Annotated in this window: 16 protein-coding genes; 8 read left to right on the plus strand and 8 right to left on the minus strand. The window is 64.8% G+C overall.

Going from position 1 to position 16,833, the window contains the following annotated elements; genetic code table 11:
- Positions 1–62: 62 nt before the first annotated feature.
- On the minus strand, positions 63–1,403 hold the full coding sequence (gene glmU, locus RM190_RS16285; protein ID WP_311760522.1) for a bifunctional UDP-N-acetylglucosamine diphosphorylase/glucosamine-1-phosphate N-acetyltransferase GlmU: 1,341 nt from the start codon (positions 1,401–1,403) through the stop codon (positions 63–65).
- Between the two features lie 103 nt (positions 1,404–1,506).
- On the opposite strand from glmU, the gene RM190_RS16290 reads away from it, so the two are divergent.
- A complete protein-coding gene (locus RM190_RS16290; protein ID WP_311760523.1) occupies positions 1,507–2,184 on the plus strand; it encodes an HAD-IA family hydrolase in 678 nt (225 codons plus the stop codon).
- Between the two features lie 30 nt (positions 2,185–2,214).
- Here RM190_RS16290 and bfr read toward each other — a convergent pair whose 3' ends face one another.
- Both bfr and RM190_RS16300 read right to left on the minus strand, forming a co-directional pair.
- Positions 2,215–2,700, minus strand: a complete 486-nt coding sequence (gene bfr, locus RM190_RS16295) for a bacterioferritin (RefSeq protein WP_311760524.1) — start codon at positions 2,698–2,700, stop codon at positions 2,215–2,217.
- Positions 2,648–2,938 (minus strand): (2Fe-2S)-binding protein, encoded by a 291-nt coding sequence (locus RM190_RS16300; protein WP_311760525.1) that lies wholly within the window; start codon positions 2,936–2,938, stop codon positions 2,648–2,650. Before RM190_RS16300 ends, bfr begins: the two co-directional genes overlap by 53 nt.
- 122 nt (positions 2,939–3,060) lie before the next feature.
- Between RM190_RS16300 and queA the strand changes: the two genes are divergently transcribed.
- From queA to lpdA, 4 genes are all read left to right on the plus strand, one after another.
- On the plus strand, positions 3,061–4,110 hold the full coding sequence (gene queA / locus RM190_RS16305) for a tRNA preQ1(34) S-adenosylmethionine ribosyltransferase-isomerase QueA (RefSeq protein WP_311760526.1): 1,050 nt from the start codon (positions 3,061–3,063) through the stop codon (positions 4,108–4,110).
- A gap of 12 nt (positions 4,111–4,122) precedes the next feature.
- Positions 4,123–5,370: an MFS transporter gene (locus RM190_RS16310; protein ID WP_311760527.1), complete on the plus strand. Its 1,248-nt coding sequence runs from the start codon at positions 4,123–4,125 to the stop codon at positions 5,368–5,370.
- A gap of 66 nt (positions 5,371–5,436) precedes the next feature.
- Complete coding sequence (locus RM190_RS16315; protein WP_311760528.1) at positions 5,437–6,027, plus strand: DUF924 family protein; 591 nt, start codon at positions 5,437–5,439, stop codon at positions 6,025–6,027.
- Between the two features lie 41 nt (positions 6,028–6,068).
- Complete coding sequence (gene lpdA / locus RM190_RS16320; protein ID WP_311760529.1) at positions 6,069–7,460, plus strand: dihydrolipoyl dehydrogenase; 1,392 nt, start codon at positions 6,069–6,071, stop codon at positions 7,458–7,460.
- A 105-nt stretch (positions 7,461–7,565) separates the two neighbouring features.
- Here lpdA and RM190_RS16325 read toward each other — a convergent pair whose 3' ends face one another.
- Genes RM190_RS16325 through RM190_RS16335 form a run of 3 tightly spaced genes read right to left on the minus strand, consistent with a single transcriptional unit; the run spans position 7,566 to position 11,995 of the window.
- Positions 7,566–8,735 (minus strand): M20 aminoacylase family protein, encoded by a 1,170-nt coding sequence (locus RM190_RS16325; RefSeq protein WP_311760530.1) that lies wholly within the window; start codon positions 8,733–8,735, stop codon positions 7,566–7,568.
- Positions 8,736–8,791: 56 nt separating this feature from the next.
- The gene (locus RM190_RS16330; protein ID WP_311760692.1) at positions 8,792–10,129 is read right to left on the minus strand and encodes an NAD(P)/FAD-dependent oxidoreductase; all 1,338 of its coding nucleotides are present in this window, start codon (positions 10,127–10,129) and stop codon (positions 8,792–8,794) included.
- 18 nt (positions 10,130–10,147) lie between these two features.
- Entirely contained in the window at positions 10,148–11,995 is a 1,848-nt protein-coding gene (locus RM190_RS16335; RefSeq protein ID WP_311760531.1) for an ABC transporter ATP-binding protein, read from the minus strand.
- 239 nt (positions 11,996–12,234) lie between these two features.
- On the opposite strand from RM190_RS16335, the gene RM190_RS16340 reads away from it, so the two are divergent.
- Genes RM190_RS16340 through RM190_RS16350 form a run of 3 tightly spaced genes read left to right on the plus strand, consistent with a single transcriptional unit; the run spans position 12,235 to position 15,923 of the window.
- On the plus strand, positions 12,235–13,935 hold the full coding sequence (locus RM190_RS16340) for a peptide ABC transporter substrate-binding protein (protein WP_311760532.1): 1,701 nt from the start codon (positions 12,235–12,237) through the stop codon (positions 13,933–13,935).
- Between the two features lie 58 nt (positions 13,936–13,993).
- Positions 13,994–15,001, plus strand: a complete 1,008-nt coding sequence (locus RM190_RS16345) for an ABC transporter permease (protein WP_311760533.1) — start codon at positions 13,994–13,996, stop codon at positions 14,999–15,001.
- Positions 14,994–15,923, plus strand: coding sequence for an ABC transporter permease (locus tag RM190_RS16350; RefSeq protein ID WP_311760534.1), 930 nt, complete (start codon positions 14,994–14,996; stop codon positions 15,921–15,923). The genes RM190_RS16345 and RM190_RS16350 overlap by 8 nt, the downstream gene beginning before the upstream one ends.
- Positions 15,924–15,975: 52 nt before the next feature.
- Here the strand turns inward: RM190_RS16350 and RM190_RS16355 are convergent, their stop codons facing one another.
- A complete protein-coding gene (locus RM190_RS16355) occupies positions 15,976–16,623 on the minus strand; it encodes a thiamine diphosphokinase (protein ID WP_311760535.1) in 648 nt (215 codons plus the stop codon).
- A complete protein-coding gene (locus RM190_RS16360; RefSeq protein ID WP_311760536.1) occupies positions 16,620–16,832 on the minus strand; it encodes a DUF2842 domain-containing protein in 213 nt (70 codons plus the stop codon). The genes RM190_RS16355 and RM190_RS16360 overlap by 4 nt, the downstream gene beginning before the upstream one ends.
- Position 16,833: the final 1 nt, after the last annotated feature.

A 16,833-nucleotide genomic window follows, 5' to 3' on the forward strand; every position in this document is an offset into this window, starting at 1 on the left:
ACGCCTCGACCAGCTGCGGAGAAACCTCGTGACCCCCAAGAATGCCAATGATCCCGCACATGTTACTGACCTTTCTTCTGACGCAGCGCCTGCATCAGGCGTGTGGCTAGCCCCGGTTTCGTCACCTGCCTTGCGCGGCCAAGGGCCAGCGCGTCGTCGGGCACATCCTCGGTAATGACCGACCCCGATCCGGTCATGGCCCGGTCGCCGACGCGGACCGGCGCGACCAGCATCGTGTCCGAACCGATGAAGGCATTGGCCCCGATCAGGGTCTTGTGCTTGCCGACCCCGTCATAGTTGCAGGTCACGGTGCCTGCGCCGATATTCGTGCCCGCCCCGATCTGGGCGTCGCCCAGATAGGTCAGGTGGCCGACCTTGACGCCTTCGTCCAGCACCGAGTTCTTGATCTCGACGAAATTGCCGACATGCACGTCCCCACCCAGTTCCGCGCCGGGGCGCAGGCGGGCGAAGGGACCGACGGTCGCGCCAGAGCTGACATGGCAGCCTTCCAGATGGCAGAAGGGCAGGATCTCGGCCCCGCTTTCAACGGTGACACCGGGACCGAACACCACGTTCTGCCCGATGACCGCGTCGCGGCCGATGACGGTGTCCAGCGCAAACCAGACGGTCGCCGGATCGCTCAGCGTCACGCCATCCTCAAGCGCACGGGCACGTGCGCGGGACTGGAAGGCCGCTTCCGCGGCGGCCAGTTCCTCGCGCGTGTTGATGCCCAGCGTCTCGGCCTCGTCACAGGTCACGACCTCGACCCGGCGACCTTCGGCGCGGGCAAGGGCGGGAATGTCGGTCAGGTAATATTCACCAGCCGCATTGTCGTTGCCAAGCTGAGGCAGAAGCGCACGCAGCAGGCTGGCATCGGCGGCGAGGACACCCGAATTGACCAGACGGATCGCGCGCGTCGCGGCATCCGCATCCTTGTATTCCACGATCCGCTCCAACCCCTCGGGGCCGACGACCAGGCGGCCATAACGGCCGGGATCCGCGGCCTCGAACCCCAGGACGACGACATCGGCGGGGTGGCTCGACAGGGCCAGAAGCGTGTCCTCACCGATAAAGGGCGTATCGCCGTAAAGGACGATCACGCGCCCTTCGAACCCGTCGAGCAGCGGCAGCGCCTGCAGCACGGCATGGCCGGTGCCAAGCTGTTCCTCCTGAAGCGCGATCGCGGCTTCGGGGTCAAGCTTGCCGATGGCCTTCCTGACCATCTCGGCGCCGTGACCGGCGACGACCACGACACGTTCGGGCTCGACTGCGCGGCCAGCGGCCAGCGCATGTCCGACCAATGGCACGCCGCCCAGGCGGTGCACAACCTTGGGCAGGTCCGACTGCATGCGGCTGCCCTGGCCTGCTGCCAGGACGATAAGCGCGATGGGGTTGTCTGACATGACTGCCTCTTGCCTGTTTCTTATCCGATGCAGGCGTTCTACCTAGGGGGCGACATCGGGGAAAGGCCCCGGCAGATCAAACATCTTGACGGAAGGTTACAGTATGGCGGGAACGGTGGTGTTCGATCTGGACGGGACCCTGGCGGATACGTCGGGCGACCTGATCGCGGCGGCGAATGCCTGTTTCGAGGGACGTGGACTTGGCCCGTTGCTGGATCCGGTCGGCGATGCCCTGATCGCGTTTCACGGCGGGCGCGCGATGCTGCGCGCCGGCTATGCGCGGATCGGCGCCGACACCCTGCTGCCCCCGGGGGCCGAGGACGATGATTATGCGCGGTTGCTGGATCATTACGGCCAGAGGATCGCGGTCCACACCCGGCTGTATCCAGGGACCGAGGACGCACTGGACAAGTTGGCCGCAGCCGGGCACATTCTGGCGGTCTGCACCAACAAACCCGAGGGGCTGGCCGAGATCCTGCTGCGCGAACTGGGCATCCGCGACCGCTTTGCCGCGCTGATCGGGGCGGACACGCTGCCCGTCAGGAAACCCGATCCCCGCCCCTATGCCGCGGCGGTCCGGTCCGCGGGTGGAGAAGTCACGCGATCCTTCCTGGTGGGAGATACCGAGACCGACCGCAAGACCGCAGCCGCAGCGGGGGTCAAGGTCGCGCTGGTGGCCTTTGGCCCCGAGGGCGAAGGATTGGCCCGACTGGCGCCAGAGGCGATGCTGGCGCATTTCGACGACCTGCCGGACCTGGCCGAGGACTGGCTCGGCCGGTGAAACGGGGGGCCTGTGCCCCCCCTTTCGGGATCACTCGGCTTCGCTGGCCGGCTTGGCGTTCAGCTGACCATAGTTCTGCGCCCCGATCGACTCGTAGAGATCGAGTTGGGTTTCAAGGAAGTCGATATGGCCTTCCTCATCGGCGATCAGCGCCTCGAACAGGTCCTTGCTGACATAATCCTTGACCGACTCGCAGTGGTCGCGCGCCTCGACATACAGCGTGCGCGCGTCGTATTCGGCGGCAAGATCGGATTCCAGCGTTTCCTTGAGATTCTGCCCGATGCGCAGGGGGTCCAGTTTCTGCAGATTCGGATGCCCCTCAAGAAAGATGATGCGCTGGATCAGCCGATCCGCGTGATTCATCTCCTCGATCGATTCGGCGCGGGACTTGTCGGCGATGCGGCCGTAGCCCCAATCTTCCTGCAGCCGGTAATGCAGCCAGTACTGGCTGACGGCGGTCAGTTCAGACCGCAGCGCCGCGTTGAGATACTCGATGACCTTGGCGTCGCCCTTCATGGATTGCTCCTTTGCGCGTGGCTCTCAGCCCCCTCAGGATCGGGGGTACAGCCAGATTATCGCAATGGCGCATCGTGTCTAGAAACAAGGGCATGCAGCTTCCGCAGTCGGGGCGCTTGCCAAGGGCATGATAGATTTTTCCGGGGGTAATGATGGTTTCCGGGTCTGCCGCACGCATCCAGTCCACCGCGGCGCGGATGTCATGGTCGGAAATCTGGGTGCAGTGGCAGATGATCATCATGGTACCTTTCGGACGCGCCCAAAACTTACTGATTCCGTCGGCCAAGTAAAGTCCGAGTTTTTCACTTTGTGATTACCCGCCGCCTTGACGCTGACAGGGGGCAAGGCGACAAGCCGGACATGAAGCTTGACGATTTCGATTTCCATCTGCCCGAGGGCCTGATCGCAACGCGTCCCGCGCGGCCGCGCAGTTCTGCGCGCCTGCTGCTGGCGCAGGGCGACTCGACGCGTGATCTGCATGTACGCGACCTGCCGGACCTGCTGGGTCCGGGAGATCTTCTTGTGCTGAACGACACCCGCGTCATCCCGGCCCGGCTGACCGGGACGCGCAGCCGCCAGACCCCGCAGGGCGAAGCCGTCGCCCGCATCGAGGTCACCCTGCTGGAACCCACCGCCGATGGCGGTTGGAAGGCGCTGGCAAAGCCCCTGCGCAAGCTGAAGCAGGGCGAGACGATCCGCTTTGGCGAAACGCTCTCCGCCGAGGTGTCCGAGATTGCCGAGGCCGGGTTGGTCCTGCGCTTCGACGCGACGGGCGAGGAATTTGACGCGGCGCTGGACAAGGTGGGCGCGATGCCCCTGCCCCCCTATATCGCGGCGCTGCGCGCCCCGGACGAGGCCGACCGCGACGATTACCAGACCGTCTGGGCCAGCCGCACCGGTGCGGTCGCCGCCCCCACCGCCAGCCTGCATTTCGACCCGCCCCTGCTGAAGGCGCTGGCGGACCGCGGCGTCCGGTTTGTCCATGTGACGCTGCATGTCGGCGCCGGCACCTTCCTGCCGGTCAAGGTCGAGGACGTGACCACCCACAAGATGCACGGCGAATGGGGCGAGGTGACGCCCGAGGCCGCCGAAGCCATCAATGCCACCCGTGCCGCGGGCGGGCGGGTCATTCCCGTCGGCACCACCGCCCTGCGCCTGATCGAATCCGCCGCGACCGAGGATCGGGTCGTTCATCCCTATCGCGGTGTCACGGAAATCTTCATCTATCCCGGTTATCGTTTCCGCGCGACCGACGCGCTGATGACCAACTTCCACCTGCCGAAATCGACGCTGCTGATGTTGGTCAGCGCGCTGATGGGACAGGACCGGATCCGCGACATCTATCGCCACGCGGTGGATTCGGGCTATCGCTTCTTCAGTTACGGCGACGCTTCACTTCTGATTCCGTAAAGGATTCCGAACATGCTCTCGGTGCTGCGCACGACCTGGCCACTCCTGCTCGGCATCCTGCTGCTTATGGTCGGCAACGGGATGCAAGGCACGTTGCTGGGGATTCGCGGCGCGATCGAGGGCATCTCGACCACCGAGATGTCGGTGGTGATGGCGTGCTATTTCGGCGGCTTCCTGCTGGGCTCGCGCACAGTGCCCGGCATGATCCAGAAGGTCGGCCATGTCCGCGTCTTCGCGGCGCTCGGCTCGATGATCTCGAACGTGCTGATCCTTTATGCCGTCTACCCCGACTGGATCGTCTGGGCGCTGCTCAGGCTGCTCATCGGCTTCTGCTTCTCGGGCGTCTACATCACCGCCGAAAGCTGGCTTAACGCCAGCGCCAGCAACCAGAACCGGGGGCAGGCGCTTTCGGCCTACATGATCGTCCAGATGCTGGGGATCATCGTCGCGCAGGTGCTGATGAACACCAGCGATCCGGGCGGTTATCTGCTGTTCGTCATCCCGTCGGTGCTGGTCAGCCTGTCGTTTCTGCCGATCCTGCTGTCACGCCAGCCCGCGCCCCAATTCTCGACGATCAAGCGGATGTCCTTTACCCGCCTGTTCAAAGTCTCGCCGCTGGGCTGCATCGGTATATTCCTGATGGGGGGCGTGTTCTCGGCAATCTTCGGCATGGCCTCGGTCTGGGGGTCGCTGAAGGGTCTCAGCGTGTCCGAGATCTCGGCCTTCGTTGCCGCGATCTATATCGGCGGACTGGTGCTGCAATACCCGGTCGGCTGGTTCTCGGACCACCATGACCGCCGCATGATCGTCATGGTGCTGGCGCTGCTGGGTCTGATCGTCAGCTTCGTGACGCTTTACGTCCAGCCCGGCATCTGGGGCCTGCTGCTGACCGCGGCGCTGATCGGGGGCGTCGCGAACCCCGTCTATTCGCTGCTTCTGGCCTATACGAACGATTTCCTTGATGCGAGCGACATGGCCGCCGCCTCGGCCGGGCTTCTGTTCATCAACGGCATCGGCGCAATGACCGGGCCGCTGATCACCGGCTGGCTGATGTCGGAACTGGGACCCGAGGGCTTCTGGGTCTATATCGGTTTCCTGCTCGGCGCGCTGACGCTTTATGCCGGATGGCGCCGCACGCGCCGCCCGACACCGGTTCAGGACCAGAACTTCGCGGTCATCGCGCCATTGACCACACCGCTGGCGATCGAAGCGGCGCTGGAGAATGCCGGCTCGGACGATGTTTCCCGCGCCGCCGAATAATTCGCGGGCTTGCGACCCCTGCGCCGCTCTGCGACCATCGATCCCGTCCAGCCAAGGAGGGCATCGATGACGACCGACGCAATTGCGACCCCCGACGAGATTACCCGCTTCTGGCTGGACGAGGTCGGAGAAAAGGGCTGGTACGCCCGTGACGATGCATTGGACCACTCGATCCGCGACCGCTTCATGGCCACCTGGGCCCAGGCGGATGAACTTGCCCGGCAATGGGCGCAATCGCCCCATGGCGCGCTTGCCGCGCTGATCCTGACCGACCAGTTCCCCCGCAACATGTTCCGCGAAGATCCGCGCGCCTTCGCCACCGACGACCTGGCCCGCGAAATCGCGGATGCCGCTGTCAGCGCCGGTCACGACCTGCGGATCGAACCCCCGGCGCGACAGTTCTTCTATCTTCCCTTCGAGCACAGCGAGGACCTGTCCGACCAGAACCGCGCGGTCGAGCTTTTCGCCGAGTTCATGCCTGGCGAAAACCTGCGCCACGCCGAACTGCACCGCGACACCATTGCCCGTTTCGGCCGCTTTCCCTGGCGGAACGCCGCCCTGGGCCGCCCCCCGACCGAGGCGGAAAATCGCGTGATGCAGGCGGGGGGCTATGGCGCGCTGGTGTCGGGCAAGCTGTTGCTTGATGCCCTCGAATAAATGGTTTAACGCTCAACTAAATTTTTCAGAGGGAGAATTCCATGGCGCAATCCTTCGACATGGTGGTGATCGGCTCGGGTCCCGGCGGTTATGTCAGCGCCATCCGCGGTGCCCAGCTCGGTCTGAAAGTCGCGGTGATCGAACGTGAGCACCTTGGCGGCATCTGCCTGAACTGGGGCTGCATCCCGACCAAGGCGCTGCTGCGCTCGGCCGAGGTCTTCCATCTGATGCACCGCGCCAAGGAATTTGGCCTGTCCGCAGACAAGATCGGCTATGACCTGCCCGCGGTCGTCCAGCGGTCGCGCGGAGTCGCCAAGCAGCTTTCAGGCGGCGTGGGCCACCTGCTGAAGAAGAACAAGATCACGGTCATCATGGGCGAAGCCACGCTGACCGCCCCCGGCAAGATCAGCGTCAAGACCGACAAGGCCACCGAAGAGGTGACCGGCAAGTCCATCGTGCTGGCGACCGGCGCCCGTGCGCGTGAACTGCCGGGGCTGGAACCCGATGGCGATCTGGTCTGGAACTACAAGCACGCGCTGAACCCGCCGCGGATGCCCGGCAAGCTGCTCGTCATCGGCTCGGGCGCGATCGGCATTGAATTCGCCAGCTTCTTCAACACGCTGGGGGCCGACACGACCGTTGTCGAAGTGATGGACCGCGTGCTGCCGGTCGAGGACGCCGAAATTTCTGCCCTTGCGAAAAAGCAGTTCCTCAAGCAGGGCATGAAGATCATGGAAAAGGCGACGGTCAAGAAGCTTGACCGCGCCAAGGGCAAAGTCACCGCCCATATCGAGATCGGCGGCAAGACCGAGACGCATGAATTCGACACCGTCATCTCGGCAGTCGGCATCGTCGGCAACGTCGAAAATCTCGGCCTCGAGAAACTGGGCGCCAAGATCGACCGCACCCATGTCGTGACCGACGAATATTGCCGCACCGGCGTCGAAGGGCTTTTCGCCATCGGCGACGTCGCGGGCGCGCCCTGGCTTGCCCACAAGGCCAGCCATGAAGGCGTCATGGTCGCGGAACTGATCGCGGGCCAGCATCCCCACCCGATCAAGCCGAACTCGATCCCGGGCTGCACCTATTGCAACCCGCAGGTCGCCTCTGTCGGCCTGACCGAGGAAAAGGCCAAGGCCGCTGGTTATGACGTCAAGGTCGGCCGCTTCCCCTTCGTCGGCAACGGCAAGGCCATCGCCCTTGGCGAACCCGAAGGTCTGGTCAAGACCGTCTTCGACGCAAAGACCGGCGAGCTGCTGGGCGCGCATATGGTCGGGGCTGAAGTCACCGAACTGATCCAGGGCTATGTCATCGGCCGCACACTGGAAACGACCGAGGCCGAGCTTATGGAAACGGTCTTCCCGCACCCGACCCTCAGCGAGATGATGCACGAATCCGTGCTGTCGGCCTATGGCCGGACGATCCACTTCTGAAGCGGATCATGTCCGGAACAACGAAACAGGGGGCCTCGCGGCCCCCTTCATCGTTTCCGAAATACCCTGCGGGGGTCCGGGGGCGCAAAGCCCCCGGCAGCAAGCTCAGGCCGGGACAGGCATCCGCGCCTCGACCATGCCGGCATACCAGCTTGACCCGGCGGGGATCGCATTGTCGTCGAAATCATAGGCGGGATGGTGGACCATGGCGGTATCGCCATTCCCGACGAAGATATAGGCGCCGGGACGGGTGTTCAGCATATAGCTGAAATCCTCGCCCGCCATCAGCGGCATCATGTCCATGTCGACATCACCGGCGACCTCGCGCGCGACCTTGGCGGCATGAACCGTGGCATCGGGGTGATTCATGGTGACGGGATAGCCGCGCTGGTAATCGACCTCGGCCGTTGCACCGAAGGCGGCCGCGACATTGCTCGCGACACGCTGGATGCCTTCCTCAAGCTGGTCGCGGACTTTCGGATCAAGGCTGCGCGCCGTTCCCTTCATCACCACGACCTGCGGGATCACGTTATGCGCGGGCGAATCTGTCTGGACCACGCAGACCGAGACGACGCCGCTTTTCAGCGGGTCGATATTGCGCGAGACGATGGATTGCAGCGCAACCACGATCTGCGCCGCGACCAGTGTGGTGTCGACCGCCTCATGCGGTTTCGCGGCATGCCCACCCTTGCCCGTCACCACGATGTCGAACTGGTCGGCCGCCGCCATCATCGCGCCCTCGCGAATGGCGAAGCTGCCTGTCGGATAACCCGGCATGTTGTGCATGCCATAGAATTCCTGGATGCCCCAGCGCTCCGCCAGCCCGTCCTCGATCATGGCCAGCCCACCGCCGCCGCCCTCTTCCGCGGGTTGAAAGATCATGATCGCGGTGCCGTCGAAATTCCGCGTCTCGGCCAGATAGCGGGCGGCCCCAAGCAGCATGGCAGTATGGCCGTCATGACCGCAGGCATGCATGACGCCCGGCGTCTTCGAGGCGTATTCGGCGCCCGTGATCTCCTTGATCGGCAAGGCGTCCATATCGGCGCGCAGCCCGATCACCCGCCCCTGGGTATCGCTGCGGCCCTTGATGACACCGACGACCCCGGTGCGGCCCACGCCCTCGACCACATCATCAAGGCCGAAACTGCGCAGCAGTTCCGCCACCTTGCCCGCAGTCCGGTGCACCTCGTATTGCAATTCGGGATGCTCGTGGAAGTCCCGCCTCCAGGCGGTGATCTCGGGCAGAAGTTCGGCGAAGCGGTTCTTGACAGGCATGTGACATCTCCTTCGGGGCAAAGCTTGGCCGTTTTGAAATGCCGCCGCAAGCTGACTCAGATCGAAGGGCCCAGCTCGATCCGCGAACCGTCGGAAAAGCGGGCAAACCGGAACCGGGAAAGATCATGTCCGGGTGCCCGGCCCAGCATCAGATCGGCCATCACCCGACCGACGCCCGGCCCAATGCCGAAGCCGTGGCCGGAAAGCCCGGTCGCGACGTAAAAGCCCGAGACCGGGCTTTCATCCAGAATCGGAACCTGATCCGGGGTGACATCGATCATTCCGGCCCAGACCCGGTCTATCGCAGGCTTGCCCAGCACCGGGAATGCCGCGGCAAAAGCCTGCGCCAGCGCCTCGACCCGGCGCAGGTTGGGCTGGGGATCCAGAACCCGCATCCGCTCGAAGGGCGAGGGGCGGTCAAGCCGCCAGCGCCGCGGCGTGCCCCAAGCATCGGGATAGTCGCGGGGCGAGGCAGGGGATAGCCGGGTATGCCGCAAGTCCCGCCGGACCTGGGGCAGGAACTGCGCAAGGTTGCGAAAGGCGGATGGCCCGATCCAGAAGTCGTGGCCGATCCCCGGCGCAAGCGTGAAGCCACCGTCCAGTCGGCGGCGAAAGGCAAAGCCCGGATCCGCAGCGTTGCCCGAATGAAACTCGGGCATCCCGGCCGTCGCAGCGACTGTGGCACGGACCGAAAGCTGTGGAAAACGCATCCCGGCATTGCCCGCAAAAAGCGATGACCAAGCACCCGCGGCCAGCAGCACCTGCGGTGCCTCGACCCTGCCCTTTTCCGTCACGGCGGCGGACACCCGCCCCGCAGTCGTTTCAATCCCCCGCACGGCGCAGCCTTCGCAGATCGTCACGCCCCTGTCGGCGGCCAATGCCGCGATTGCCGGCACGGCGGTCCAGGGTTCGGCCCGCGCATCGCTGGCCGTGTGCAGCGCGCCGATCCAACCCGCGGCATTGGGCAGGATCGCGTCAAGCTCGGCCCGCTCGATCAGCCGGGTATCCAGCCCGTGGTGCCGGGCATGGGGCAACCACGAGACGAAATTCTCAAGATCCTTAGGCGAGGCTGCCAGATAGGTCGTCCCGGTCTGGCGCAGCCCGACGGCATCGCCCAGACGTTGGTCAAGATCCTGCCACAGCCGCATCGCCTCGATCATGATCGGCAATTCGGCGGGATCGCGGCCCTGCTGGCGAACCCAGCCCCAATTGCGCGAGCTTTGCTCGGCCGCAATGCGGCCCTTTTCGCAAAGCACGACCCGCCGACCGGCCTCGGCCAGGTAAAGCGCGGTCATCACGCCCGCAATGCCTCCGCCGACGACCACCACATCCGATTGCGCGGGCGGGTTGGCAGGAAAGCGCGGCGGCGCGGAAATCGGGATCGGACCACCCATCTTCATCATGCCCAAGCCCTAACCATGCGTCATCGGTTCCACAAGCACCCGGTGCCCCGGCTGCACCTCTCGATAGATCGAGGGGCCGGGATCGTGCCCCGGCGGATGGATCGGAGAGGGAACGGGCCGGAACCGGGGAGCGCCCCCATTCCTCCGGCTGCGCGGATCTGCGACCGGCACGGCGGCCAGAAGCTGGCGGGTATAGCTGTGCTGCGGGTTTTCGAACAGCTGACGCCGCGAGCCGATCTCGACGATGCGGCCCAGATACATGACGCCGACACGATGGCTGATGCGTTCGACAACGGCCATGTCATGACTGATGAACAGCATCGAGATCCCGGTTTCGCGCTGCAACTCCATCAGCAGATTCAGAACTTGCGCCTGCACCGAGACATCCAGCGCCGAAACCGCCTCGTCCGCGACCAGAAGGCGCGGGGCCAGCGCCAGCGCGCGGGCGATAGCGATCCGCTGGCGCTGGCCGCCCGACAGCTCATGCGGATAGCGGTTCATATAGGCGCGCGGCAATTCGACCCGGTCGAAAAGCCGGGCGATGCGGTCCCGGCGCTCGGCCCGGTCGCCGATGCCATAATTCAGCATCGGCTCTTCGACCTGATCCAGCAGCTTCATCTGGGGATCAAGGCTGGCATAGGGATCCTGAAACACCATTTGCATGTCGCGCCGTGCCCGGCGCAGCGCCGAGGGGGCCAAGGCCAGAATATCCTGTCCCTCAAGATAAATGCTGCCGGCCTGCGGTTCGACAAGACGCAGGATTGAGCGGCCGGTGGTGGACTTGCCGCAGCCGGATTCCCCGACCAGGGCCAGCGTCTCGCCTTCGGCCAGCGAGAACGAGACATCTTCGACCGCGTGGACCCGCGCCACGGTCCGCCGCAGAAACCCGCCCCGGACAGCGAACCGCGTGCACAGATTTTCAACCCGCAGGAGCGGTCTTTGCTCGGACCGCGCAGGGGCGCGCAAGGGCGCTGGAATCGCCGGGGATATGCCCGACAGGCAAATCGGTTCCGGCGCATCGCGGCCGGTCATCTCTCCCAACCGCGGCACGGCGGCCAGCAGCGCGCGGGTGTGGTCCTGCTGGGGATCGTCAAAGATGCGCGCGACCGGACCCTCTTCGACCTTGCGGCCCCGGAACATGACCACGACCCGGTCGGCCATCCGCGCGACCACCGCCATGTCATGGGTGATGAACAGGACGGCCATGCCGGTTTCCCGTTTCAGGCGCTCGATCAGCGCCAGGATCTCGGCCTGGATGGTGACATCAAGCGCGGTGGTCGGCTCGTCACAGATCAGCAGCTTGGGCCGGCAGGCCATCGCCATGGCAATGACGACCCGCTGCCGCATCCCGCCCGACAGTTCATGCGGATATTGCAGCAGCCGCCGCTCGACAGGTTCGGGAATGCGCACCTCGCGCAGCAATTCCAGCGCGCGCGTTCTGGCCTGTTCGCGCGTCAGCCCGCGATGGGCGATCAACCCTTCGGAAATCTGGTCGCCGATGGTCAGGACCGGGTTCAGCGCGGTCATCGGTTCCTGAAAGACCATCGCGATCCGGTCGCCACGAATGGCCCGCATTACCCCGGGCGCAGCCTGGGCCAGATCGACCGCGCGCGCGCCATCCCGCAGCAGGATCCGTCCGGCCGCGATCTCTCCGCCGCCGAACTCGACAAGCCGCATCAGGGAAAGCGCGCTGACCGACTTGCCCGAACCCGATTCGCCCACCACGCACAGGCATTCGCCTGCCGAGATATCGAAATCCAGCCCATCAACCCCCGTCACCGGCCCGTCATGGGTCTGAAAGGTCACGCGCAGCCCCCGCACTGAAAGAAGCGGGCAGCCTTGGCCGGCATCGGGCATGGTCATTCCCCGGCGATCTGGTCAGGGCGAAGGCTATGCCCGCCAAAGCGCATTGCAACATCTTTCCGCTCCAAGTTGATTCTTGCTTTTTCCCCCGCAGCGGCCTGAAACTTGGCGCTGTTCCACGGGCAAGGCCGCAGGCGCGGTCGAAGGACAAAGGGAAGGCGCGAAAAAACAAAAGACTAGGCGGCCAGACCGACAGCACGGGCGAACACTCCACAGTTCAACAGGAGAGAGCGATGCGACTGAAGACCCTGATGCTTGGTGCGGCCGCAAGCGTGGCCCTGGCCCCGTCGGCTTTTGCCGAACGCGGCAGCGACGGGCAGGTGAACATCATCTATTGGCAGGCCCCCTCGACGCTGAACCCCTACCTTTCCTCGGGGACCAAGGATCTTGAGGCCTCGTCCCTGGTGATCGAGCCGCTGGCCGGCTTCGACGAAAAGGGTGTGGTCTTTCCCCGCCTCGCCGCCGAGATCCCCAGCGTCGAGAATGGCGGCATCTCGCAAGACCTGAAATCCGTGACCTGGAAGCTGAAACCGGGCCTGAAATGGTCCGATGGAACGCCCCTGACGTCGGAAGATGTGAAATTCACCGCCGATTACTGCATGAACCCCGAGGGCGGCTGCGCCCAGCTGGCGCGCTATGAAGGCATCGACAGCATCGAGACACCCGACCCGCTGACGGTCGTCATCCATTTCCGCGAACCTCGCCCGAATCCGTTCACCGCCTTCACCGGGGCGCAGTCGCCGGTGCTGCAAAAGGCACAGTTCGGGAAGTGCGTCGGCAGCGGCGCGTCCGCCTGCACCGCCGAGAATTTCGGCCCCATCGGCACCGGCCCCTTCCGCGTGGTCGAATTCCGCACCAATGACAGCGTGACCCTTGAAGCAAATCCCAACTATCGCGACCCGGAGAAGCCCGCCTTCGCCAAGGCGGTGCTGAAAGGCGGCGGAGACGCGGCGGCAGCCGCCCGCGCCGTTCTGGAGACGGGCGAGTTCGACTATGCTTGGAACACCCTTGTTCCGCCCGATGCGCTGAAAGGCATGGCAGCGGCAGGCAAGGGCAAGATCGTCACCGGCTTTGGCACGCTGGTCGAACGGATCGAGATGAACCTGACCGACCCATCGCCCGACCTGCCCGAAGGCGAGCGCGCGACAGCCAGGCATCCCCACCCGATCCTGTCGGATGAACGCGTGCGACGGGCGCTCAGCATGGCGATCGACCGGACCCTGCTGACCGAGATCGGCTTTGGCGATGCCGGACGGCCGACCTGCAACCTTGTCCCCGCGCCCGAAACCTTTGCCTCGGACAATACCGGTTGCCTTGAACAGGATATCGAGGGCGCGAAGAAGCTGCTGGACGAGGCCGGATGGGCTCCCGGCGCCGATGGCATCCGCCAGAAGGACGGCAAGCCGTTGGAGCTGCTGTTCCAAAGCTCGGTCAACCCGATCCGGCAGGACTTTCAGGCGCTCATCAAGCAATGGTGGCAAGAGATCGGTGTCGCGACCGAGCTGAAATCGGTGGACCCTTCGGTATTCTTCGGCGGCGATGCGGGATCACCCGACACCTTCCAGCGCTTCTACGCCGATGTCGAAATGTATGCGAACAACTTCGACGGCACGGATCCCGAACCCTATCTGGCCCGCTATACCTGCGAAAAGGCCCCCGGCCCGGAATCGCAATGGCAGGGTGAGAACGTAAACCGCTACTGCGATCCCGAATATGACCGGCTGATCGTGGAGTTGGGCAAGACCGCCGATATCGGCCAGCGTGCGGACCTGGCCAAGCGGTTGAACGACATGATCACCAAGGACAGCATGACCATCGTTCCGCTGGTCGATCGTGGCCGCGTCTCGGCCCATTCGAACCGGCTGGGGGGCGTCATCCTGAACACCTGGGACAGCGAATTGTGGAACGTCGCGGACTGGACCCGCGTCAAGTGAACCTGCGTGCGTCCCGGTCCGGCGGCCGGGCCGCCCTGCCCCATCCCGGGGAAGCAGGATGCTGAACTATGCACTGCGCCGGGTTCTGCTGGCGGTTCCGACGCTGCTGTTCATCTCGCTGGTGATCTTCCTGCTGCTTGAGGCGTCGCCCGGCGATCCGCTGGGCGATATCCCGATGACCATCCCCCCCGAGATCAGGGACCGGATGCGCGAAGCACTTGGCCTGGGACAGGCCTGGTATGTCCGATACGTCATGTGGCTGCAGCAGTTCTTCTGGGTCGAGCCGCTGCACGCCTTCGACCAGATCTTCGGCACCGGTTTCAGCCGGGGAATGCAGCGAATCATCAGCTTTCAGACCCGCAGCCCCGCCTTTGACGTCATCGCCCAGCGTTTGCCGCAAACCCTGACCGTGGTGGGCCTGTCCTATGTGCTGGGGATCCTGATTGCGGTTCCGATCGGGATCGTTTCGGCCTATCGCCAATACAGCTGGTTCGACCAGATCGGGACATTCATATCGATGGTCGGATTCTCGCTGCCGACCTTCTTCACGGGCGTCGTGCTGATCATCGTCTTCGGCATCAAGCTGCAATGGCTGCCCACGATCTATGACACGACGCTACGCGTGACCGACTGGACCAGCCTTGTCCAGCAGGTCCGGCAGATGGCAATGCCGGTCACGGTGCTGGCGCTGTTCAACGCGGCGCAGATCAGCCGGTTCATGCGTGCCTCGATGCTGGACAACCTGCGCCAGGACTATGTCCGCACCGCCCGCGCCAAGGGCCTCAAAGAGCGGGTCGTCGTGCTGAAGCACGTCCTGCGAAACTCGTTGATCCCGGTCGTGACGGTGATCGCGCTTGGCCTGCCCGCAGTCTTCGGGGGCGCGATCATCACCGAGCAGGTCTTCAAGGTGAACGGGCTTGGCCAGCTTCTGATCCTGGCGATCAATTCGAACGATATCCCGATGGTGATGACGCTGACCTTCATCTTCGCCATCCTGATCGTCGCCTTCACCCTGATCGCGGACCTGCTTTACGGTCTTCTGGACCCAAGGATCCGCTATGACTGATCCATTGGCCGCGACACTGGACGGGGCATCAACGCCCGACGCCCCGCCGAGCAGCCAGTGGCGCGATGTCTGGCGACAGTTCCGCCGCCATCGGGGGGCGATGATCGCGCTGGTCCTGTTCGCTCTGATCCTGCTGTTCGTGCTGGGCGGTCCGCTTCTGTGGCGGATCGAGGCGACGCATCTGGATATCCGCGCCCGCAATCAGGGCTTTTCCTGGCCCCATCTCCTTGGCACCGATCAACTGGGGCGCGACATGCTGTCGCGACTGATAGCGGGGGGGCGGATCTCACTGGCGGTCGGGCTGACTGCGATGCTGATCGCACTGACGCTGGGCAGCCTGATCGGCATCCTGTCGGGCTATGTCCGGGCGCTCGACGCGCCGCTGATGCGGCTGACCGAACTGTTTCTGGCCCTGCCCCTGCTGCCGCTGCTGCTGCTGATGGTGACGCTGTTCCGCGAACCGCTGGCGCGGACGCTGGGACCGGCAGGCGGAACCTTCCTGCTGATCGTCCTGGCCATCGGGGCGACGTCCTGGATGCAGACCGCGCGCATTGTCCGGGGCGAGGTTCTGGCGCTGAAGGAACGCGATTTCATCCTGGCCGCGCGCTCGATCGGGACGCCCCCCATCCGGATGATCCTGCGCCATGTGCTGCCGAACGTGCTGTCGCCGATCATGGTCGCGGCAACGCTGGGCATAGCCACCGCCATCATCACGGAAAGCGCGCTGTCCTTTCTGGGGTTGGGCTTCCCCCCTGATTTCCCGACCTGGGGGCGGCTGCTTTACGACGCGGTCGACCAGATGCAGCAATATCCGTGGCGGGTGATCCTGCCGGGGATGGCAATCTCGGTGACGGTTCTGTCGGTGAATTATATTGGAGACGGGCTGCGGGACGCGATGGATCCCCGCAGCCGACGCCGCTGATACGGCAAGGTCGTCGTCGGGTATTTAAGAAACGGTGAAAACCGGGCGGCCGTCAGAGCGCGGCGGCCAGCAGCTTCAGCTGCGCCCGTGGAAGGATCAGCAGCATCGGCCCCGACATGTCGCGCAACTCGACCCGTCCGGTCGCCTGGTTCGAGGTGCCGACGCGGCCATCGGGCGCGAAGGCGATCTGGTCGATCGGCCATTTCAGCCCGGTCGAGCGCCCCGAGGCGTCCCCCATGGGAACCAGCGACACTCGCGTTCCGGGCGCAAGGTCCAGCGCAAGCGTTTCGGGGGCCAGCGTGATGACATCATCGCCCGCGATCAGGATGCACCGAGGGCCGACGCGGCGGGCAAGGGCGTTCAGGGCGGCCAGGAAATGGTCCTGCCGCGCACCCGAAAAGCCGACGGCCAACACCAGCGGCGCATCGATCCGCGACAGGCATTTCTCGAAATCGGTGCCAAGCTGCTCGGTGACATGATGCAGGCGATCTGCGGGAATCGCAGCGCGGGCCTCGTCAGACAGGGAATCGAAATCTCCGATGACCGCCTGGGGCATCACGCCCAGCGCCAGCGCCTGATCCGCCCCACCATCCGCCGCCACCACGCCCGGTGCCAGCGCCAGCGCCGCTTCCAGATCGGTGCGCGGAAAAGGCGCCCCCCCGATCAGAGTGACCGGGCGGGTGCTGGCAAGGACGGTCATTCGCCCTTGCCGATGCCGGAGAAGATCCGGCGAAAGGGCAGAATCCACAGGATCCCGAGCCCGATATAGACCGCAAGCTCCAGCACGATCGGCTGGCGGCCCAGGGCGCGGTCCATCCAGTTCACCACCGTCACGGCCACCACGATGTAAAGTGGCAGGCCGATCAGCAGGACCACCAGTGACCAGCGTTTGCGCGCCCTGAGATCCATG

This window comes from Paracoccus broussonetiae (assembly GCF_031854425.1).
In the GTDB taxonomy this organism is placed as follows: domain Bacteria; phylum Pseudomonadota; class Alphaproteobacteria; order Rhodobacterales; family Rhodobacteraceae; genus Paracoccus; species Paracoccus broussonetiae.

Bases quoted from the DNA above. Each gene is read 5' to 3' on its own strand.
- RM190_RS16350 (WP_311760534.1), top strand. From the start codon at position 14,994: ATGACTGATCCATTGGCCGCGACACTGGACGGGGCATCAACGCCCGAC.
- RM190_RS16325 (WP_311760530.1), bottom strand. From the start codon at position 8,735: ATGCCTGTCAAGAACCGCTTCGCCGAACTTCTGCCCGAGATCACCGCC.
- queA (WP_311760526.1), top strand. From the start codon at position 3,061: ATGAAGCTTGACGATTTCGATTTCCATCTGCCCGAGGGCCTGATCGCA.
- RM190_RS16335 (WP_311760531.1), bottom strand. From the start codon at position 11,995: ATGCCCGATGCCGGCCAAGGCTGCCCGCTTCTTTCAGTGCGGGGGCTG.
- glmU (WP_311760522.1), bottom strand. From the start codon at position 1,403: ATGTCAGACAACCCCATCGCGCTTATCGTCCTGGCAGCAGGCCAGGGC.
- RM190_RS16300 (WP_311760525.1), bottom strand. From the start codon at position 2,938: ATGATCATCTGCCACTGCACCCAGATTTCCGACCATGACATCCGCGCC.
- RM190_RS16355 (WP_311760535.1), bottom strand. From the start codon at position 16,623: ATGACCGTCCTTGCCAGCACCCGCCCGGTCACTCTGATCGGGGGGGCG.
- RM190_RS16360 (WP_311760536.1), bottom strand. From the start codon at position 16,832: ATGGATCTCAGGGCGCGCAAACGCTGGTCACTGGTGGTCCTGCTGATC.
- RM190_RS16330 (WP_311760692.1), bottom strand. From the start codon at position 10,129: ATGGGTGGTCCGATCCCGATTTCCGCGCCGCCGCGCTTTCCTGCCAAC.
- RM190_RS16310 (WP_311760527.1), top strand. From the start codon at position 4,123: ATGCTCTCGGTGCTGCGCACGACCTGGCCACTCCTGCTCGGCATCCTG.
- RM190_RS16345 (WP_311760533.1), top strand. From the start codon at position 13,994: ATGCTGAACTATGCACTGCGCCGGGTTCTGCTGGCGGTTCCGACGCTG.
- bfr (WP_311760524.1), bottom strand. From the start codon at position 2,700: ATGAAGGGCGACGCCAAGGTCATCGAGTATCTCAACGCGGCGCTGCGG.
- RM190_RS16315 (WP_311760528.1), top strand. From the start codon at position 5,437: ATGACGACCGACGCAATTGCGACCCCCGACGAGATTACCCGCTTCTGG.
- RM190_RS16340 (WP_311760532.1), top strand. From the start codon at position 12,235: ATGCGACTGAAGACCCTGATGCTTGGTGCGGCCGCAAGCGTGGCCCTG.
- lpdA (WP_311760529.1), top strand. From the start codon at position 6,069: ATGGCGCAATCCTTCGACATGGTGGTGATCGGCTCGGGTCCCGGCGGT.
- RM190_RS16290 (WP_311760523.1), top strand. From the start codon at position 1,507: ATGGCGGGAACGGTGGTGTTCGATCTGGACGGGACCCTGGCGGATACG.